Annotated in this window: 16 protein-coding genes; 6 read left to right on the top strand and 10 right to left on the bottom strand. The window is 47.8% G+C overall.

Annotated features, from left to right (window positions below; all coding sequences use genetic code 11):
• Positions 1–114 precede the first annotated feature (114 nt).
• Positions 115–2,712 (bottom strand): alpha-glucan family phosphorylase, encoded by a 2,598-nt coding sequence (glgP, locus tag OXH00_07045; protein MCY3740757.1) that lies wholly within the window; start codon positions 2,710–2,712, stop codon positions 115–117.
• 24 nt (positions 2,713–2,736) lie between these two features.
• Entirely contained in the window at positions 2,737–2,961 is a 225-nt protein-coding gene (locus OXH00_07040) for a winged helix-turn-helix domain-containing protein (GenBank protein ID MCY3740756.1), read from the bottom strand.
• A gap of 310 nt (positions 2,962–3,271) precedes the next feature.
• Here OXH00_07040 and OXH00_07035 point away from each other — a divergent pair, with 310 nt between their 5' ends.
• The 3 genes from OXH00_07035 to OXH00_07025 are packed head-to-tail and all read left to right on the top strand — an operon-like array spanning position 3,272 to position 6,794.
• Positions 3,272–5,020: a hypothetical protein gene (locus tag OXH00_07035; protein MCY3740755.1), complete on the top strand. Its 1,749-nt coding sequence runs from the start codon at positions 3,272–3,274 to the stop codon at positions 5,018–5,020.
• Between the two features lie 37 nt (positions 5,021–5,057).
• Positions 5,058–5,918 carry a phytanoyl-CoA dioxygenase family protein gene (locus tag OXH00_07030; protein MCY3740754.1) on the top strand — a complete coding sequence of 287 codons (861 nt, stop codon included), beginning with the start codon at positions 5,058–5,060 and terminating at the stop codon, positions 5,916–5,918.
• Between the two features lie 33 nt (positions 5,919–5,951).
• The gene (locus OXH00_07025) at positions 5,952–6,794 is read left to right on the top strand and encodes a phytanoyl-CoA dioxygenase family protein (GenBank protein MCY3740753.1); all 843 of its coding nucleotides are present in this window, start codon (positions 5,952–5,954) and stop codon (positions 6,792–6,794) included.
• 484 nt (positions 6,795–7,278) lie between these two features.
• Here OXH00_07025 and OXH00_07020 read toward each other — a convergent pair whose 3' ends face one another.
• From OXH00_07020 to OXH00_06985, 8 genes are all read right to left on the bottom strand, one after another.
• Positions 7,279–7,791 (bottom strand): hypothetical protein, encoded by a 513-nt coding sequence (locus OXH00_07020; protein MCY3740752.1) that lies wholly within the window; start codon positions 7,789–7,791, stop codon positions 7,279–7,281.
• 134 nt (positions 7,792–7,925) lie between these two features.
• A complete protein-coding gene (locus tag OXH00_07015; protein ID MCY3740751.1) occupies positions 7,926–9,980 on the bottom strand; it encodes an alpha amylase C-terminal domain-containing protein in 2,055 nt (684 codons plus the stop codon).
• Between the two features lie 199 nt (positions 9,981–10,179).
• Complete coding sequence (locus OXH00_07010; protein MCY3740750.1) at positions 10,180–10,971, bottom strand: hypothetical protein; 792 nt, start codon at positions 10,969–10,971, stop codon at positions 10,180–10,182.
• Positions 10,972–11,046: 75 nt separating this feature from the next.
• Positions 11,047–12,267 carry a hypothetical protein gene (locus tag OXH00_07005; GenBank protein MCY3740749.1) on the bottom strand — a complete coding sequence of 407 codons (1,221 nt, stop codon included), beginning with the start codon at positions 12,265–12,267 and terminating at the stop codon, positions 11,047–11,049.
• A gap of 76 nt (positions 12,268–12,343) precedes the next feature.
• On the bottom strand, positions 12,344–13,045 hold the full coding sequence (locus OXH00_07000; protein MCY3740748.1) for an ABC transporter ATP-binding protein: 702 nt from the start codon (positions 13,043–13,045) through the stop codon (positions 12,344–12,346).
• A gap of 103 nt (positions 13,046–13,148) precedes the next feature.
• A complete protein-coding gene (locus tag OXH00_06995) occupies positions 13,149–14,378 on the bottom strand; it encodes an ABC transporter permease (GenBank protein ID MCY3740747.1) in 1,230 nt (409 codons plus the stop codon).
• A gap of 215 nt (positions 14,379–14,593) precedes the next feature.
• Positions 14,594–15,907, bottom strand: coding sequence for an ABC transporter permease (locus OXH00_06990; GenBank protein ID MCY3740746.1), 1,314 nt, complete (start codon positions 15,905–15,907; stop codon positions 14,594–14,596).
• Entirely contained in the window at positions 15,840–16,634 is a 795-nt protein-coding gene (locus OXH00_06985) for an outer membrane lipoprotein-sorting protein (GenBank protein MCY3740745.1), read from the bottom strand. Before OXH00_06985 ends, OXH00_06990 begins: the two co-directional genes overlap by 68 nt.
• A 309-nt stretch (positions 16,635–16,943) precedes the next feature.
• On the opposite strand from OXH00_06985, the gene OXH00_06980 reads away from it, so the two are divergent.
• From OXH00_06980 to OXH00_06970, 3 genes are all read left to right on the top strand, one after another.
• The gene (locus tag OXH00_06980; protein ID MCY3740744.1) at positions 16,944–17,612 is read left to right on the top strand and encodes a methyltransferase domain-containing protein; all 669 of its coding nucleotides are present in this window, start codon (positions 16,944–16,946) and stop codon (positions 17,610–17,612) included.
• Positions 17,613–17,901: 289 nt separating this feature from the next.
• Positions 17,902–18,504 carry an ANTAR domain-containing protein gene (locus OXH00_06975; protein ID MCY3740743.1) on the top strand — a complete coding sequence of 201 codons (603 nt, stop codon included), beginning with the start codon at positions 17,902–17,904 and terminating at the stop codon, positions 18,502–18,504.
• Positions 18,505–18,781: 277 nt separating this feature from the next.
• A complete protein-coding gene (locus tag OXH00_06970; protein MCY3740742.1) occupies positions 18,782–20,365 on the top strand; it encodes a ferredoxin--nitrite reductase in 1,584 nt (527 codons plus the stop codon).
• Positions 20,366–20,447 lie beyond the last annotated feature (82 nt).

Raw genomic sequence — 20,447 nt, 5'->3', positions numbered from 1 at the left:
TCTCTTTTTTCGAGACACGAGTACACAGGTGTCTTACTTAACTATTATACGCTTAAAAATGGTTTTCAGCAACGCAAAAGCAACCCTCCCGCCCAAAAGATGGAAGGTATACCGTTAAGCCCACGTCACTAACCCAAGTTCGTGTGGAGATTGCAGATCCTCATGGTTGGGCAAGGCGCGCACAGTATAGCCGTGCAAGCCTGTCTGTTTCAAGGTCAGCGTCCCTTCAAAAAGGTAAGTACCGCCCCCGAGGTCGTCTTTATACGCCATTGGACTCACAGTTCCATTGTGAATTTCGCCTGCTTCATCTAATACACCGTGATAGATTTGCACGGCGAGTTCGTGAGGAAACAGCACGTCGGTTCGGACGACGGCTTTCACTGTTGTTGACTCACCCACCCCAAGCTCAGCGTTTTGCGCGGCAGTGGTTTTCGCATCCGTCCGCTTTTCCTCAACTCGAAGGTCGCTCCAATGGTCTCGGATATGACTTTTCCAACGCGCTAAGGCGATGCTACGCTTCGTCTCGGATGCATTGAGTTCTTGCCAACGCCGATGTGCCGGAAAATATAACTGCTCTGCGTATTCTGACACCATCCGTTTTGTATTGAAAATAGGTGCGAGATTCTGCATTGCAGTCTTCATCCGTGCGACCCATTCATGCGGAACATCGTCAACGGAGTTACGTTGGTAGAAAAGCGGCACAATCTCGTTTTCAAGGAGATCATAGATGGCATTCGCGTGCGCTTTATTGGTGGATTTGGAATCCTCTATAACGGGGCCCGTGTCAATCGTCCACCCACCGCCCAGATGATTTGCCTCAGCCCACCAGCCGTCTGCGATGCTGAGATTCAGCACCCCGTTCGCTGCAGCCTTCATACCGCTCGTACCGCTCGCTTCATTTGGACGTAACGGGTTGTTAAGCCACACATCAACACCTTCAACGAGATAACGTCCGACACAAATATCGTAATTTTCGATGAAGACGATTTTATGATAAAATCGCGGTTCCGCAGCGATCCGAGCGATACGCTGGATAAGCAATTTTCCCTCATAGTCATGTGGATGCGCTTTCCCCGCGAAAATCAGTTGAACAGAACGTTCCGGGTGGTTGAGAATCTTATCAAGCCGATCAACATCATGGAACAGTAAGGTCGCGCGTTTATAAGTCGCAAACCGACGCGCAAAGCCAATCGTCAACGCCGCTGAATTGAGTGTTTTCGTTGCCATGGTGTCACTCTCTTGCGGACGCTTGGAAATGCTGCCGCCGAGTGCCTGCTTCTGTTCCTGCCGTTGACGAGCGAATGTAATCAGACGCTCACGCCTTCGTTCGTGGGTTCGCCACAGTTCGGAGTCCGGTATTTGCGAGATTTGTGTCCACACTGCTTGATTCGTGAGTTCGACTATCCAACGAGGTCCAAGGTATCTGTCAAAAAGGCTCTGCATATCGCCAGAGACCCATGAACGCGTGTGAATGCCGTTCGTAATCGCACCAATAGGCACCTCATGTACAGGCGTACCGGGCCAGAGGTCTTTCCACATCTCACGGGCAACCTCTCCGTGCAGTTGGCTCACGCCGTTGCACATTGCGGAGAGCCGAAGGGCAAGAAGCGCGGGGCTGAATTCACTATGCGTGTTCAACGGATTCGTTCTACCGAGACCGAGAAAGGTATCCATGGAGACACCGAGTTCACGGTAATAACTGCTGAAGTAGTGGTTGACTAAATCGGGCGGAAACCAGTCGATGCCAGCCGGAACAGGCGTATGTGTCGTGAAGATATTTCCTGCCTTTGTCGCTTCGCAGGCTTCTTCAAAACGGATACCTGTCTGCGACATCATCTGCCGGATACGCTCAATCGCGAGAAACGCGGCGTGCCCCTCATTCATGTGGCAAACGGTTGGTTGGATGCCGAGTGCTGTTAAGGCACGATAGCCACCAATACCGAGCAGAATTTCCTGTTTGATACGGAGGCGCTCATCACCACCATATAGGTAATCCGTGATACTCCGCAACTCTTCGTTCTGGTTTTCGGGGATATTTGTATCCAGCAGATACAGCGAAATGCGCCCGACCTGGGCACACCAGACTTTAGCGATCGCTTTGCCTTCTGGATATTCGACTTCGACGAAAAGCGGGGCCCCATCAGCGAGTGTCGCTGGCTGAATTGGCATATTGTAAAAGTCATTGGTGGGGTAATCCGCCATCTGCCAGCCATCGGCGGTAAGGGTCTGGCGGAAGTAGCCGTGCTGATAGAGCAGCCCAACTGCGACGAAAGGGAGTCCTAAGTAACTCGTGGATTTTAGATGGTCGCCTGCTAAGACCCCTAAACCGCCAGAGTAGAGCGGCATGCACTCCGTCAAGCCATACTCCATTGAAAAATAGGCAATTTGTAGGTTCTTGAGTGTATCATCTTTGTAATTTGTCTCAAACCATGAAGGGGTTTTATGGTATTCTCTAAACTTCTTGTGGATGACCTCAAGCCGTGCGAGGAACACGCTGTTTTTTGAAGTCGTCTCCAACCGTTCTTGTGAGATCTGACCGAGCATTGCGACGGGGTTATGATAGGTTTTTTCCCACAATTCCGCATCGAGATGATGAAACAGATCCAATGCTTCGCGATCCCAGGTCCACCATAGGTTTAAAGCAAGTTCACGCAGGGGTTCAAGATTCGCGGGTAAGGTAGGCACCACTGTGAGTTGGTGAAGTGGCTTCATTTAATTCCGTTCTCCTTCCGAGATCTATGCCGCTGCTGCGTCTGAGTGTTGTGTTTTTAGTGTGATATAAGTACCCTGTTTCCGTTTTTCAAAATCTAATTTGCCTTCGCGGGCAAGCCAACCGATCGCCATGAGAACAGTGCGTTCGGTCTCACCGAGTTCGCGTGTTAATTTGGTAACGGTGGCTTCGCTATTTTCTTCAAGGTAGTGCCAGATAGCACCCGCTACGCTTCCAATATCTTCTAACATTGCTACCTCCAAAAGCATATAAAAATTGAGGGATTTTTTGAATACATTTTAGCCTATGCCTTGTACAGTTTACGCCGAAAATTTCTTATAGTAAATCAAAAGGTGCCGCACAAGGCTCGAGAATATATTATAGTTACTTTCGGTGGGGTTGTCAAGCGTAATAGACACTGACACGAATTTGACATCTATTTGAACATTGTGTTATAATTTCGCAACGGATATATGATTCCTGAACCGTCCTTATTATCTTTTTATTCTTTTAGGACTTTACTTGCAGACCTATATAAAAAACGCTAAACGAGGTAAAAATTTGAGCATTGTTGTTCACGTTACACACGAAGCCATCCAAAAAATGGGGGGCATCGGTGCAGTTTTGGAAGGATTATTGACAACCCGCAGCTACAACGCAGCGATTGAGCGCACTTTTCTCGTGGGTCCTCTCTTTTCGGGTGCCGATTTAGGGGGATTAGATACCCTCTTGTACCACGCGAGCAGTGGGATAATAGATACACCGCACGCAAAGGTGCTTAGTGAGATTGAGCAGACCTACCATGTGGAACTCGTCTATGGACAACGACAATTTGAGGACAAAAGTCAGAAAGTTACAATCCTCACAGATGTCATCTTGGTGAACGTCTCCAGCAGCAACGAAGCACTGACTGGTCAATTCAAATGGCAGCTTTATGAACACTTCCAAATAGAATCAAATCGTTACGAAAGCGAATGGGAATTTGAGGAATACGTCCGTCTTGCCGAACCCGCGTATGCGGCACTGCAGGCAATCATCGGTGAAGAGACAACGACCCCTGTGTTTGTTGTCTCGCACGAATTCATGGGGATGCCCCTTGCGCTCAAAGTGCTTATTGAACGGAAGAAGAATGAAAAAGCGCAGAACATGCGCACCGTCTTCTACGCGCACGAAGTGGCAACGATACGTCCGATTGTTGAAGGGCATCCCGGCCACGATGTCCGTTTTTACAACGCTTTAGATCAGGCAAAAGCGCAAGGACAATCCATCCGCGATGTGTTTGACGATCCGTTCTGGTATTTCAAGCACGCCTTGATTGACAAATCACACCTTTGTGATACCATTTTTGCGGTCGGAGATCTCGTTGTAGACGAACTCCGGTTCTTGGCAAAACCGTTTGAGGATTTTCCGATTAACCTTGTTTATAACGGTATCCCGGCGTTTGAGGTGAGTCTACAAGAAAAGTTAACATCGAAAGCCCTGCTCCAAAAATATGCGAAAACATTGTTAGATTATCGTCCCGATTACGTCTTTACACACGTAACGCGGCTCGTTAAAAGCAAAGGCTTGTGGCGCGATTTACAGGTGCTCATGCATCTTGATGACCTCCTCGCTTCTAACGATAAAACCGCTGTGCTGTTCATCCTCTCCACAGAAATTGCAACAGGAAGACCGAACGAAAGCATTCACGAAATGGAGGAAGCCTACGGATGGCCCATGTACCATAAAATCGGTTATCCGGATTTGGTCGGCGCAGAAATCGAATTGAACAACGGTGTCTCGGCTTTCAACCTACAATCTAAGGCAATCAAAGTCGTCTTTGTCAATCAGTTTGGATGGAGCCAGGACGCTTGCGGCAAACGGATGCCGGTAGAGATGGAGTTCATGGACATCCGTAAGGGAAGTGATGCAGAGTTTGGGCAGTCTATTTATGAACCCTTCGGAATCGCCCAAGTGGAACCGCTGAGTTTCGGCGCGATTTGTGTCGTTAGCAATGTGTGCGGATGTTGCGGTTTCATTCAACGTGCCACCGACAACCGCGAAGTCCCGAATATTGTCGTTGCCGACTATACGCAGCTACAGATCCCGCCGAAATCGTTGGATGATGTGCTGCACATTGGCTTAGCGGAACGGAACGCGATTGAAATGGAGAATAGCCGAGACATCGCGGCGAAGCTTTTAGGACGCTTGCCGCGTAAACCCCGTGATGTAGAGGACATGCTGCGAGAAGGCTACGACATCGCTTCCCGGATGAGTTGGGAGGTTGTCGTTAAGGATTATTTCTTGCCTGGATTGAAACAGGCGTTGTAATATTTGGACAGTTTGTCCATAAAAGGATTTGGTTATTATGCGAGAAGTCCGTAATTCTAATGATCCAATGCCATTGGCTCCCGGAGAGAAATTGATGACACCCGAACAGAAGTTTTTCTTCGACTTACGGGGTTGGATTTTATTACCATCGGTATTATCAGCGTCGGAAATCGAAGAGATGAAAGCGGAAGTCTATGCGGGTGCCAGACATAGTTATCAGGGAGCACTCCAGAATTTACTGGATCATCCTGCGCTTGTAGGGATTCTCAACGAAATCCTTGCTGATGAACGATTTATCTTTGACGATTGCTACGGCTTTCGATGTGAGAATTCGGTTACGACGGTCAGGAAACCTGGCTGGAGCACTGCTTCTGATAGGGGTACTGCGGTGCCACATGTCGTACGACCGCCACAACAAGCAAATGCGATGCGGTATCAGGTTGCCGGTGGAAAGATATTCGCAGGACTCACACGTGTGATTTGGGAACTTGAAGAGGTGAAAGCCGGACAAGGGGGCACGACTTTTCTGAATGGGTCTCATAAGGCGCATTTCGACTATGGTGGACCGGACCCATACCGTCCGAATATTAGTGAATCCCCTTGGGAGAATAAGATAAAGGATATGATGGAGGACTATAGTTGTCCGCCTGGGTCGGTGCTTATTTTTACTGAGAGCGTTGTACATGCTACCAACAACTGGACGAACCCTGACAATCCGCGTTGTGCTGTGTTTAATTGTTACAATTCAATATGGGCGCAATGGTTTCGACTGAATCTAAGTCATGAAATCATAGAAAAGATGCCGCCGAAACGTCAATCTTTATTCCGTGGCACTTGGGCAATAGGTGGTGGTCCCGGTGGGAATCGTGCATATTCGCTGGAGAATAACACCACATAATTCAAAGACTTTTCAAGTTACAAGGAGATATCCATGACAAAAGAAACGTTTAATGATCAACCCGTGCCGATGACCCCAGAACAGAAGTTTTTCTTCGATTTACGGGGTTGGATTTTATTGCCATCAATATTATCGGACTCAGAAATCGAAGAGATGAAAGCAGAAGTGTATGCGGGTGCAAGACAAAGTTATCAAGGCGCACTTCAGAACCTCCTTGACCATCCTGCAATTGTAGGGGTTCTAAATGAAATTCTGTCCGAAGCCCCTTTTGTACAACACGACGATTGCTACGGATTTCGGTGTGAGGGGTCTTTTACTACTGTCCGAGAACCCGGTTGGACTGTGTCGGAACGTGGCGATAACGGGCTGCCGCACGTTGTACGTCCACCGCAGCAGGCGAACGCGATGCGGTATCAGGTCGCCGGTGAAAAGATTTTTGCGGGGCTAACGCGTGTCGTCTGGGAACTTGAAGAGGTGAAGGCAGGACAAGGTGCTACCTCTTTCCTCAGTGGATCCCATAAAGCGCATTTCAACTACGGCGGTCCTGACAAGTATCGTCCGAATATCGGCGAATCACCGTGGGAAGGGAGCATGCGTGAGATGATGGATGACTATAGCTGCCCACCGGGTTCTGTTGTCATCTTCACGGAAAGTCTCGTCCATGCTGCCAACGATTGGACGAATCCATCGAATCCACGGTGCGCTGTTTTCAATTGCTATAACTCCATCTGGGCACAGTGGCATCGGCTGAACCTGAGCCACGAAATTATCGAAACGATGCCACCGAAACGCCAATCGTTGTTCCGTGGCACATGGGCAATTGGTGGCGGTCCGGGTGGAAACCGTGCGTATTCGTTGGATAATAATACCACGTGATGACAAAGGTCAATTCGGCGCGATCGAGAAGCATAGTGTTTTGTCCATTTTGAAATTGGAAGTAGACAATGTGGTTTGTAGTAGGGCAATTTATTGCCCGTTTGGGGCGTGTTCTCGCTGCGAAGTAGTGCAATAATGCAGAGCACATTTGGGCGAGTACACCGCAAGATTGCACTACTACGAACATAACCTAAAATTCAAACTTGAAACGGCTAAAAAACGCCTGTACGACCGAAACACATGCTTGGCGATCTACACTTAGTCGTATGAAACACAGAATTCAACTCAAAAATAGGCGATTTTGCATTACGGGCGGATTTTACACGAGAGGCATGAGGATAAAGAAGTGACAGAAACGAGGACATTATGAAAATTATCAGAACCCTTTGTCAGCACGGTTTTGTCATTTATCGCGATTTTTTCTTTGTCTTTTTTTATAAAAGAAAAAGGCGTGCCTTATGCTATATCGCTCATTTCGTCATTATTAGTTTGGTAGCAAAAGGCATTTTTTCATTAAAACATTACCAACCACTTTGCCTTGGACCTCGCCTCTGATACGAACGTACTGATTTTTTGATAATTTAGCAAGAGAAGACATTTGCTCTTTAGGAAATATACATTGAACACCATCAAGAAATCCGCTCCCTCCAACAACTAAATAAGGTTGGTTGAGAATATCGGTCCCAATATTTTTTATTGTTCCATAAATATTTATGGTTCTGCCTTTGTATGTCATATCTGCATCAATAGCGTTTGCGTCATACGCTTCATAAAGTTTATCCGCCGAAATAGATGTGACCGTTGGTTGATAAGTAGGCTCGCTAACTTGAGATTCTACATCCTTAAACTGTGGGGTTGGCTTAGAAATACGAGGTTCTGAACTCTTTTGGCTCCTATTCTCAAATACAATGCCGACAATAATAAGTGACAAAAAAAGCAACCCAGCCAGCACAGGTACCCAGCGATTGCGATCCGTGCGTTGTCTCGATTTTTTCATTTTTCACCTCTCAACATTTTTTCAGAATCATATCACAATTGGTCAAAAAAGTGAATATTTTTGCGGAATCCTGCCTTTTCTATTTTTCACTTGACTTTATGTTATAAAGGTCTAATCGTCAAAACAAATACTATTCATGATTCAGACCCTAACACCTGCGCACTTCGGGCAGGGACGTAGAGTTGAATCGACTGTGCCTGCCCCTCTATCGCGACATCCTGCCACGGATAGTGGACCCCCGCTACGGCACCATAACCACCATATACTGGATCATCGGTATTGAGAACGAGTCGGTAATCCGCCTTCTCAGGGACAGGGACCCGCCAATCTGTAACAGATTCAGTCGGATGAAAGTTGAAGGCAAAAACAAGTCCACCCCGCGCATAGACGATCTGCTTCGCTTCCTCATGAATGAATAATAACTGGATGTCCGTATCAGTAAGTAAATGGGACGCTTTATCAAGGTGCTGCATCGCGCCGTCAAAAGCGTTGAGGTCTTTGTAGCGGAGGGTTTCATCTTCGACAAGATGCCACTGCCTGCGCGCATACCAGTAGGAATTATTGTTCCCCGCACGTGGGAAATCAATCCACTCAGGATGTCCAAACTCATTTCCTATAAAGTTCAGATACCCCTCACCCCCTAAACTAAACGTCAGGAGTCGAATGAGTTTGTGGAGCGCGATGCCGCGAGAAATAAGATGGCTCGTCGTGGAAATACTCATGTTCGTATAGAGTTCAGCGTCCATGAGTTGCATAGCAAGCGTCTTATCGCCGACAATTGACTGGTCGTGGCTCTCAACATAAGCGATATTTTTTTCGCCTGCGCGGCGGTTGCGTAACATGCCGTAAATCTCGCCGATGTGCCACGCTTCGTCCTGTTTCTCTTTTAACAATCGAATCCAATAATCCGGGATACCCATTGCAAGCCGATAATCGAAGCCGAGTCCACCTTCTTCGATAGGCCGTGCGAGACCAGGCATACCGCTCATGTCTTCAGCAATCGAAATGGCAGCGGGGTTGACAGCATGAACAACCTCATTTGCCAACATGAGGTAGGCGATAGCGTCCGGTTCAACATCGGTGTCAAAGTAATCGGCATAGCCCGTAAATTTTCGCTCTAACCCGTGGTCGCTATAGAGCATACTCGTGACACCATCAAACCTAAATCCATCAAACCGATAGGTCTCCAACCAGTAGCGAATATTGCTCAACAGGAAACGTTGTACCTCGTACTTGCTATAATCAAAACATAGCGAATCCCATGCGACGTGTTCACCTTTCGCACCGGCGTGGAAATACTGATGTTCCGTGCCATCAAAACGGCTCAACCCTTCGTTGAGATTTTTAACCGCATGGCTATGCACGAGATCCATGATAACCAGCAACCCCAGACCGTGTGCCGTATCAACCAGCTCTTTGAGTTCTTCGGGGGTCCCGAAACGGCTTGAAACAGCGAAAAAGTTGCTTACATGATACCCAAAACTTGCATAGTAGGGATGCTCCATCACCGCCATTAGCTGCACAGCGTTATAGCCTAAATCCACAATCCGGGGCAAGATGTTTTGCGCAAACTCAGCGAAAGTCCCGACTCTCTCCGCCTCTTGTGCCATGCCGACGTGCGCCTCGTAAATCCGTAATCCCTCAGTGTTGATGTCAAAATCGGGTGCGCGGTGCTGCCACTGATACGGATGCGGGGGTGCCCAATACTGACCTATGAAATCAGCATCGCCTTCCTGAACGACGCGCTGAATATATGCCGGAATCCGATCAAGTCCACCGAATTCAGAGACGATATGCACCTTAACGAGGCTGCCGTGTGTGAACCTATCAGCATGTTCGCTGTCTGGCAAAAAGATGTGCCACACACCCCAATCATCAACGGACATCGGGTTCGCATCGCGCGACCAGTCGTTAAAATCGCCGATAAGCGCAAGCCTCTCCGCACCCGGTGCCCATTCGCGGTACCAGACACCAGCTTCGCCTTCGTGTTCACCATGGTTGAAACCGAAATATCGGTGTCCTCGGCTTATCTCGCCTAATACACCGCCTCTCTTCTCAATCTCGGCTTTAAAGCGTTGATAGTGCGCGAACCGCTCACGCAGTTGTGTTCTATACGGTTTCAGCAACGGGTCCGTTTTGATAAGGGCAGTGCCGTCAGTCTTGTCTTTTGTCAAGTCTTGCTTTCGCATAATACATCAGTTTAGCACAAGCCAACCTGCAACGCAAGAGACAGAATTACGACAAGCGATCAACCAATGCTGACAACTGTTTCTGTGGGAAAAGGGACTTATATACCAAGTGGATGGAATGAAACAACTGGAACTAAAAAATAAGGGTTCGTAGTAGGAAAACCCTTCATTGCCCGTCTCATTTGGTGACAGGACACATCTATTCTGTTAAAAACAATTTCTCGATTTCTGCCGAACGGTCTGCCTTATTGAGATCCGAAAGCCGTTGGAACTCCGCATCGGTAAGATGTTCAAAAATCCGGTCAATCTTCGCATACAATTCGGTGGTATCCTCTGTTGTTCCCGTATCCGTTGGATCATCCAAATCAACCTCGTACATATTTTCATAAGTATCAGTGATTTGGATAACACCCCCGCCTGCTGTTTGCGGAGCAGACGCAACGCCGAAACGCATCGGCGGCAGTTTTTGGCTCGGACGCAAAGACATATCTCTGACTTCTTGAATATAGACCTCAACGCTATTTTTCGTCAGGCGTTTTTGGAACGCTTCAAGGTGCGAGATTATTGACTTTCTGCTGTCAGCAGGCAAATCTGCTAACTTGGTTTTAGCGATCAGTGCCAAGATACTGAAATGTCGTATAAACGGCTCGACATCCGTGCCGGCGGGGTAAGGCGGCGTACTGTTCACAAACATCAGTTCAGGATTGTTGCGATATAACGTCATGCTGTGTGCCTCTAACTGAAGCATCTCTCGCTTGGGTAAGACGTATTTTTTCGCCACAGAAAGTTCAACGTTCATAATCGAATGCGTGAATTCAGAATAACGTTTTTGTTCTTCTGGTGTGAGTCTTCCCGAATATTCATAGATAGGCGCGAAAAGTTCTCGTGTTTTCGCGTAGTTCGCTTGGCGTTGGGTATGCCAATAGAAGAGTCCTACGCACAAAACCACAATGCCGAAAATACCTATGAAAAGCATCCGTTTTTTATTCATACTTTATTTTTTTCGTCCAATGATTTCTGATTTGTACCACACATTATACCAGTTTTCGTACAACTTGTCAAAGTCTCAAAAATAGACGCGAAATGAGGAAAAGAAAAGATTCGGGTAACTACCAAATTCCGATTGGAATTTGGGTGATTCACCGTTTTTAGGTCGCTTGCCGATACTAACAAAACCACCCATAGAGAGGTGAATATCCTCGGCGACGTTATAGGCTATCTGTGGCGCAACGAAAGTCGATGGATCGGATAGATTAAACAGCATCTGTCCGCTGAAACTCACCAGCGGGGTCAGTTGATGGGTGAATCCGGGAGCGAGATAGTGCCTACCCAGTAGATAAACACCACCACGGGTATACGCTGATCGCTCTAAATTGGTGAGGTAATTTTCGGAGTTCCTCGCACCCGCGCCATTGAAATGATATTCAATAAAGGCGTAAGTCTCGCCGCCGAAGCTATAGTCCAAACCGACAGAGGTACGCAGATAATCTGCCGATGCATCAGGTTCATCATCAAACGGAGTAGTCAAAACATAAGCCGTTTCCAACCAGAACCCCGCACCGCCAATACCGCGAGCGATATCCAAACCGACAAGCAGATCCCTCTGAAATTCCAACAGTAAAATTGAAAAGTCCGTTTCCGCGGCGTTCAATTGTGTTCGGAGAAAGACCGCACTCTTATCAAAATCAAAATCGGCACCGGCGATGTAACCGGCATCTACCTCTCCCATCACACCGACAGGAATCCGCACCCGGATAGCGTCTACCCCAACGCGGTCTTCCGTATCCAGTTGATCGTAAGTATAGGGCGCGATAACATCGGTTGGATTTATGATCCGCGCACTCCCCCAAGCAATAGCGTCTCGACCGATGGAAAAATCAGCGAATTCTGTGCTGAACTGAACCGAGGCGCGATCGAGATTATGATAAATACCGACACTGCCAACTGGTTCTTCTTCACTCGGATAGATTGGCGAGTCCAAATCTGCGATGCGGTAACTCGACGAAGCGACACCGACAGCAAACGGCGACTGCGAAAAGAGTAACGGGTCTTGAACACGAGGCGTAAAATCGTAAGCGAAAGCAAATGAAAGCGCGTCCGCGGGGGCGTAGGAGAGATTAAGCCGTAGCCGATTGACCACGATCCCCGTTATTGGTGCGTCTGGAAGTGGTGAATTGAATACAGTGGAAAAGTTTTTGTAGTAACCACCAACTCGGAATTCAGCATCAGCGATCCGTACAAGGAGCGTTGTTACTAAATAGATGACGAGTACCAGGATCTTTTTCATCAGAAATTCTTATTTTTCTTAACTGATAACTGATAACCGAAAACTGAAAACTATTAAAACTGACAACTGACAACTATTATTTCGTCTCATCCGTATCTACCCGCCCGTCGCGAAGCGTAATCAGACGCGTTGCACTCTCCATCACCATCGGATCATGGGTCGAGAAGATGAACGTCATACCCGTTTCTTCATTGAGGTGACGCATCATCTCAAGCAGATCGGCACCCGTTTTCGAGTCGAGATTCGCTGTTGGTTCATCGGCAAGGATAATCTCAGGTTCAGAGACCATCGCACGTGCGATAGCGACGCGCTGTTGCTGTCCACCTGAAAGCTGCGTCGGTTTTCGGTCGGCAACCCCCTTCAACCCGACCGTTTCAAGCATTGCGATAACCCGCTCGTGCCGCTCCGCTTTCGGGACACCCGCCAAGAGCATGATGTACTCAACGTTTTCCTCGACTGTCAGCACAGGTATCAGGTTGTAAGCCTGAAAGATGAATCCGATGTTATCACGCCGAAAGTCAGAGAGTTCGTTGCCACTCATCTCCGATAGCACCTTACCCGCAAGCCACACTTTCCCTGCTGTAGGGTTATCCAACCCGGAAATGATGTTGAGAAAGGTTGTTTTGCCGGAACCAGATGGCCCCACCAGTGCCGTAAATTCCCTCGACTGAATGGTTAAATCGATCCCGTTAAGCGCGTTGACAGGAATCCCATCCGCTTCATAAACCTTCGTCACACCTGCTGTAACAATAACATCTGTGTTCTGTACCTGTTCCATTGTGACTTCCTAAAAAACTGTTTTGTCAAGTTGGATCTGAATTTAGCGAAAACCCGCTTTTGACGTAGAAAAAAGCAGAGCGAGAACTTCATAGGTAAAAAATTTAAAAACTCCGCCGCATTGCCGCTGCTGGCGACATTTTCGCTGTGTAGCGTGCCGGATAGAGTCCAGCGATGATCGTAAAAATAAAAAACCACACCGGATAAGCAGTGAACTGTTCAACCGTCATGACCGGACGGATGAACTCCTGTACGGTCACGCCAGCAAATTCAATGCCTATATAATTAATTCCGACATGCGCAAAAACTGCTGTCAAAACAAATCCAAGTGTCGCCCCGAGCCCAATACTCACGATCGCTAAGGCACCCGCTTCAAACAAGATAACGCGTGCCATCCCGAAAGGACGCGTTCCGACAGCACGTAACACACCAAACTCAAACATCCGCTCGTACAACGACATAAAAAGCGTGTTGATAATTCCAAAGGCAACCAAAACAAACAAGATGCCCCCCATGATGTATTTGCTGTATTTTGTCATTTCTAATATCGCTGTTAATTGCGACATCAGTTCCGTCCAACTTAAGACTTCGTTGCCGTGTCGGGAATACGCCTCCCAAAACGGCAGTGCTGGATCTTGCGAGTAGGCAAGAGCAGTAAATTTAATGGCGATTTCATGTGCAGCGTTCCCAATCGCGAGCATCTCTTGTGCTTTTTCAATCCGAACAAATGCCATGGCGGCGTTCATTTCTTCACTCGCAAAATAATAGATACCGGAAATCCTGAACATCTCTTGGGAGAGGTCTCCGGTTTCGGCTTGCGCGACTGTCACGACCACTCGGTCCCCAAGCCCAATTTCCAAGATTTCTGCAAGTTTCGCACCAATAACGATCTCACGGCTGCTACCGCCTTCAAAATAGACACCTTCCGTGATCGCATCATCAATTTGGGACAGAAATTTTTCTGTCGGCGGATGAACCCCCACAAGCGCAATTGCACTGACATTCGCTGGAGACGTAATCATACCTGGCGCAAGTACCCTTTGGGTGAAATGTTCGACAATCCCTTCCTGAGCGAGACTCTCCGTTACTTCGTCAAGTGCCTGAATCGTCAATGAGACCTCTTGTACGTCTCGAAAACCTGCCCGATGAATCTGCGCGTCGCCGAGGAAAGAGGCAGTGGCAGTCCGCACCATATTGTCTGTCATCCCGATCATTAACGCATCAACAAAAATCAGCGCAGCCAAACCGAGGCCGATCGCTGTTGCAGCAATAATCGTACGCCGTTTATTCCGAAAGATATTTCGCCAAGCGAGTTTAATTAAAATCCAAGACATAGTTATCAGTTGTCAGTTCGTTTTTTTTTCAAAAAAACCTTCCAGTTTTCAGTAGTCGTCATGCTTCGCAGTGAGAACAGTTCGGTTTTTCTGTGTAATAGTTATCAGTTTTCAGTAGTCGTCATGCTTCGCAGTGAGAACAGTTCGGTTATCAGAAAGAGACTTTAGGATACCCCGAAAACCTCTTAACTGATAACTGATAACTGACAACTATATCAATGTGTCCGCATCGCCTTCGCAGGCATAATACGCGCAGCTTTTATCGCAGGAAACAGACTGAAGATCGTCGCTGATAACATAACGATGATAGCTGGAGTAACCAGACATCGAACGTTGACTTCAGCATACAACGTCTTGAGTTTCATGCCGCCATAGGTAATTTCTTCAGGGTAAGGGAAACCGTATATAGAGAACAGATAGTTAATCAAGGCCCCAAGGAGCGCGCCAACACAGATACTGCCCAGTGCTATGATGACCACTTCGCAAACGACGAGCCAGAAGATTTGCACCGGTTTTGTCCCGACTGCCTTCAGCACACCGTATTCACGCGTCCGTTCCAGCACCGACATCAGCACTGTATTGAGGACACCCATAGCAACAATCAGCATAATCACCAGACGACCGATCATATCACCTTGTTGATCGGTTCGCATGGCGCGATAAAAGGATTTGGCGACCACCTGCCACGGTGCTACATCAAGCGTCGGATCATTGAGTTGCGTTTCGATTGCGCCCGTAATTTTATTGACCCGGTTGATGTTTGAGACAATCACAACAATTTCGTGAACGCGTTCGGCGAGCACAAGCAATTCTTGAGCGTCTTCAATGTGCAGATAACACGCCACGCGGTCCGTTAGGTCGTCTCCGCTCTCTGCGATACCGACGATTTTATACACGTCGTTCGCAATCGAACCGTCAGCCCCCTGTGAAACGATTACAATTTCACTGTCAACCGTTGCAGACACAATTTTCGCCAACCCTTTCCCAATAACTGCCTCATGCGATGGCGTTTCGCTGAGTGTCCTACCTTCAACGACTTTTTGGTCAAAACGGGTTGCTGCGGTTTCACGTGCCACATCAACCCCAATGATTTGTACACCTGTACTCTTTTCACCAACCGAGCCGAGTCCTGCCCCGTAGACACGTGGGGTCCACGCTTCAACGCCTACAATACGCTGAATCGTCTCACCTACAGCAGAGGTGTTGTCGATCGTTTTGTAGAGCGACGGTTTATCGAGATACCCGTCGCGATGCACCTGAATGTGTCCGATACGGTTGCGCGTAAACATCGCAATAATATTCCCATACGCACCGTCGGACAAGCCAATAGTTAGCGATAAGAGCGTAAAACCGACAATCATCGCGAGGGCGGTAAGGATTGTACGCCGTTTTTGGCGGAAGATATTACGAAACGCAATCTTAAGTATCATAGTAGTAGGCACGCGCCGCGTGCCGTCTAACCTATCTTCTTCTCTGAAGATTTCGGCGTGTGAAGATTTTATCGTCGATGTCCGAATCGAAAGTTGCATTCAACCATCGGACAACCGTTTTGTGTCCTTCTTTGTTCTGTGGAATCATCTCCATCAGGGATGGCGCGATTTTGTCACCAAAGGTCTTGATCTCTTTGAAGTTCATCACTCGCATCAGGTTCCCTTTCTCGTCATAGAACCGCTGCCACACCGGTATATAATCGTCGGACTGCACGGCGGCAACAATCTTGCCCCAAACGATTGGAGAATCCTCTTTTGGTGTCAGCTGGACATAGAGATGATCCGCGGATGCGTCTTCTGGTGTAACGTACTGATAAGTATAATCGTCGAGCATCGACGACTCCCGGACCAAGTCGTCATTCGTAAAATCGGAACCCATCCACGACCCCATCATCATTGATGGCGGGATCTTCATCGTCTTGTTTGTCTTCGGCAGATAGTTCCACATCTCGTTCCCGATACGCAGTGTCGCGACTCCCTGTTCTTTCTTGGGTGCCGTAATTCGGATAAAAGTCTTGTTCATCCCCTGTGTCCAAACCGTCATTGCGAGCGTGCGTTCCCAATGTGGCGTGACGATGTGCATCTCCATCTCGGCATGGCTTGTCTCGCTCCGATAGAGTTGATCAATCTTTTTGACGATAGTTTCAACATCAGGAACATGCTCATCGGCTTGCACCAACACACAAACCGGAACAGTCAGCGCAAGCAAAAACCAGACCTTCAAACCCCGCGATTTATTCTGTGTTTTATTTCTCAATTTCGTCATTTCTCAGTTATCCTTCCACTTTCACCTTATACTATTATGATATAACAAAATATCTTAAAGTGCAAGTTTTTCAGATTTGCCGTAGGAGGGATTTCAATCCCGACATGTTTCTGTGGAATTCTCACTGCGAAGCACTCCCGGTCGCGACTCCCTTACAGAACCGAAACGAGCACGTTCGTGTCACCATCATATCAACAGGTAGCTGCCCTTTCTTTTTCCCTTCCAACTCTATAACCAATTTCAAGTAAAGTGCTATATTTCAGGACAATTTTCTTGAATACGACTTGATTTTGGGGTATCATAGCGGAAATGGACACCCAATTACGAGACTACCCCCTCACAAGTACCGTCGTTAAGTTGAAGACCGGTCGCGTACAACTCACACTTATAGAAGAACCCGATTGGTTCCTCGAACAACTCAGTCGAGAGGACACTGAAGGTAAACTCTATCTCCCTTACTGGACCTATCTCTGGGAATCTTCTATCGGTCTTGCTCGCCATGTAGAGACACTTGGCGCACAACTCAGAGAAGCACCGACTCTTGAGATCGGGTGTGGGTTTGGACTCACAGGAATTGTCGCATGTCGGATGGATGCGAAAGTGGTTTTCACGGACGCGGAACGCGAAGCACTCCGCTTCGCGCACCACAACGCGGAACAAAACGGCGTTGAAAAGAGAGCCGATTTCGTCCAGATGGATTGGAATACGCCCTGCTTCAACTGCAAATTCCGCTATATTCTCGCCGCCGATGTTATCTATGAAGAACACCACTGGCAACCGATTGCGACTTTACTTCAAGATTACCTTACCCCAAACGGTGTTGCCCTCTTTTCCGAGCCAAACCGAAAGAACGCTATCGGATTTTTCAAATTGCTCAATGACAACGGCTTTACCTATCAGAAATCTATTTATCCTGTTAAGTTGGACGGAAGGACTAACCGAGTTTCTATCTACACCGTCCGACGCGTAAACGCGTGAAAGGCGTTGTAATCCCATTTCCGGTTTTCTCTTCCTCCAATCTTCCAGTCTTCTTTTTCTGTATTGCCCAAAAAATAGGAAAATACGCGTAAATTCTGCTAAAAAAATAGGCAAAAATTCGCACCCCGCGGACGCTCTCTGCAGCTTTCATTTTCCAGAAACCTTACGCGCCCTACGGAAATCAATAATTCGGACTTTTGGCAAGGTTCTTGCTAATGCTGATATGTAAGGTTAACATGCCTTGTCATTTCAGCACATTTACAAGGCATTAACTTCGGAAGGGTCGCAGATGGGAGCAAGCACCACAACACCGAGCGTTTTAATCATTGATAACAACCCAGAGCGTGCAACTTCGTTAGTCCAAATTCTGGAAGCGAGTCGGTACAACGTCGCTGTGCCGCTGCGTCTACAGGAAGGTTTGGCGGATCAAGTCTCACGCATAAAGCCGGACATCATACTGATCGGTGTCGATTTTCCGGGGCACGCAATACTCGATTGGGTTGCGGCACTTCATGAGGACTATCCGTGTCCGACGGTCATGTTTTCGCGCGATGAACGGTCGGAGACGATTCAGGCGGCGACACGTGCGGGTGTGTCGGCGTATGCGGTCGGGAAACTCACCGGTGCCAGAGTTAAAACGATCATCGAGGCAGCCATCGCTCGATTTTATGAATTCCGGGCATTGCAAGAGGAACTCGAAAAGACAAAAACAAACCTTGCTGAACGCAAAATCATTGAACGTGCAAAGGAGCTTGTCGCCCAGCAACGTGGCTGTAATGAAGCGCAGGCGTATCAAATTTTACGAAAAATGGCGATGAATCGCAGAAAGCGGCTCGCAGAAGTCTCGCAGGATATTCTGTCGGTTGCAGAAGTGTTGACAAATAAATTATAGGCGGATATATCCATTTCCGCTTTGAAAGTACGTATGTTCAAGGATGAACGAAACGTACACATGAGAATTACCGATTTTGCCTAATACAGATGAATATGTTTTGTGTTATTAGGCATAATAGATAATAACGACGATTCCAACCAAAGACGGTCTGGAACCAGACACAGGTGTCTATTTGGCGAAGCATTGTGCTTGCCGATAGATGCCTTTTTTTCTGTCTTTATATTCAGGTTATGTATCCGTTTGAATGCCATTTATTTCTGAAGGAGGTTCAAAGGTGAACGAATCAAGATCAAAAAAGAAAGTTATTCCTGCAAGTCGAAAGGTGCGTTCAGCACCAACGGCGGCTGCGAAAAAAAGGAAGCCCAAGATAAACGCCGCAGAGGTCCTCAAACAAGAAAAAAACGGGCTTGAGGTGATCAACGACATTCCGAACTACATTCGGAACGGTTGGGAATCTATTCCGGCAAACGAACGCGACCGACTCAAATGGGTAGGTGTCTTTTACCGAAAACAGACCCCTGGGGCATTTATGATGCGGCTCCGCATGTCCAGCGGTTTTAGCAACGCCGAACAGTTCCGCGCCATCGCTGAAATCAGTGAGGCACACGGACCGGGATTTGTGGATCTCACGACGCGTCAGCAGATACAGCTCCGCGGTTTCACGATTGAAAATGTTCAGCACATCTGGAATCGGCTGGAAGCGGTCGGTTTAGGTTCACTCCAAACCGGTTTCGATAACATTCGCGGTGTAATTGGGTGCCCCGTCGCTGGGTTAACGCCGAACGAATTGTTTGACGCTTCGCATGTCGGCAGGGAATTCACGAACCTCATTGTCGGCAACAAGGAATTCACCGATATTCCACGCAAGTTTAATGTCGGTATCACGGGATGTTTGGATAACTGTACGCATACCGCCTCACAAGACATCGCGCTTACGCCTGCGGTAAAGGAGATTGATGGTCAGGAGACAAAAGGCTTTAACGTCGCTGTTGGCGGAAAGATGGGGTCTGGGGGGTACACACTGGCACAACCACTTGATGTGTTTATTATCCCTGAGGAAGCCTCGGTTTTGTGTGCGGATATTACGCTAATTTTTCGAGATCACGGACCTCGGACGGCTCGTAATAAATCTCGCCTCGCTTTTCTGATTGCAGACTGGGGTGTAGAAAAATTCCGGGAAGAATTAGAAAGTCGTCGGCATAGAAAACAACCGCTCCTGAGGGCGGGTAAAGATGCGCGCGGGAAGAAGAAGACTGACCATACCGGTATCTTCTCACAGAAACAGCCACATCTCAACTACGTCGGGCTTGTTGTCCCTGTCGGACGTATTACGACAACACAACTTTTCGAGGTCGCTCGGCTCGCGGAGGAATATGGCAACGGCGATATCCGTCTCACGCAGGGACAGAACCTGATTATTACCAACGTACCGGACGCAAAGCTCGGAGAATTAACCGCAGAACCGCTCCTACACGAACTCCGCTATGATCCTTCGGAAGTCATGCGCGGTATGGTGAGTTGCACAGGTATCGACTACTGCCACTTCTCACTGATTGAAACGAAAGAACGCGCGATGGAAGCGATCCGGCATTTGGAAGCGAGGCTTGGCAATACGAAACCGCTCACGATACATTGGTCTGGCTGTCCGAACGGGTGTGGCAATCACGCTGCCGCTGATATTGGACTGCTTGGTAAGAGAATTAAGATTGATGGTGTTGTTACCGATGCGGTGGACGTGTTCCTCAAAGGAGATGCTGGTGCAAACCCGAAAGTCGCGCCCAAAGTATTGGAAAATGTACCTTGTGACGATTTACCGCAAGTGCTTGAAGGACTCGTCCCTTACCTTTCACGGCGGTAATATCGCTTTTGCCGAATGTCGAAAAATAGTATTAGCTTTGAACAACGTTCAAAGCGACTCGAAAACGGTCAAGTTACCAATC

Source organism: Candidatus Poribacteria bacterium, from assembly GCA_026706025.1.
GTDB lineage: Bacteria > Poribacteria > WGA-4E > WGA-4E > WGA-3G > WGA-3G.
The sequence above is the reverse complement of the archived record's forward strand: the minus strand, read 5'-3'. Positions and strand labels throughout refer to the sequence as shown.

Bases quoted from the DNA above. Each gene is read 5' to 3' on its own strand.
- glgP (MCY3740757.1), bottom strand. From the start codon at position 2,712: ATGAAGCCACTTCACCAACTCACAGTGGTGCCTACCTTACCCGCGAAT.
- OXH00_07040 (MCY3740756.1), bottom strand. From the start codon at position 2,961: ATGTTAGAAGATATTGGAAGCGTAGCGGGTGCTATCTGGCACTACCTT.
- OXH00_07030 (MCY3740754.1), top strand. From the start codon at position 5,058: ATGCGAGAAGTCCGTAATTCTAATGATCCAATGCCATTGGCTCCCGGA.
- OXH00_07025 (MCY3740753.1), top strand. From the start codon at position 5,952: ATGACAAAAGAAACGTTTAATGATCAACCCGTGCCGATGACCCCAGAA.
- OXH00_07020 (MCY3740752.1), bottom strand. From the start codon at position 7,791: ATGAAAAAATCGAGACAACGCACGGATCGCAATCGCTGGGTACCTGTG.
- OXH00_07015 (MCY3740751.1), bottom strand. From the start codon at position 9,980: ATGCGAAAGCAAGACTTGACAAAAGACAAGACTGACGGCACTGCCCTT.
- OXH00_07010 (MCY3740750.1), bottom strand. From the start codon at position 10,971: ATGAATAAAAAACGGATGCTTTTCATAGGTATTTTCGGCATTGTGGTT.
- OXH00_07005 (MCY3740749.1), bottom strand. From the start codon at position 12,267: ATGAAAAAGATCCTGGTACTCGTCATCTATTTAGTAACAACGCTCCTT.
- OXH00_07000 (MCY3740748.1), bottom strand. From the start codon at position 13,045: ATGGAACAGGTACAGAACACAGATGTTATTGTTACAGCAGGTGTGACG.
- OXH00_06995 (MCY3740747.1), bottom strand. From the start codon at position 14,378: ATGTCTTGGATTTTAATTAAACTCGCTTGGCGAAATATCTTTCGGAAT.
- OXH00_06990 (MCY3740746.1), bottom strand. From the start codon at position 15,907: ATGCAACTTTCGATTCGGACATCGACGATAAAATCTTCACACGCCGAA.
- OXH00_06985 (MCY3740745.1), bottom strand. From the start codon at position 16,634: ATGACGAAATTGAGAAATAAAACACAGAATAAATCGCGGGGTTTGAAG.
- OXH00_06980 (MCY3740744.1), top strand. From the start codon at position 16,944: ATGGACACCCAATTACGAGACTACCCCCTCACAAGTACCGTCGTTAAG.
- OXH00_06975 (MCY3740743.1), top strand. From the start codon at position 17,902: ATGGGAGCAAGCACCACAACACCGAGCGTTTTAATCATTGATAACAAC.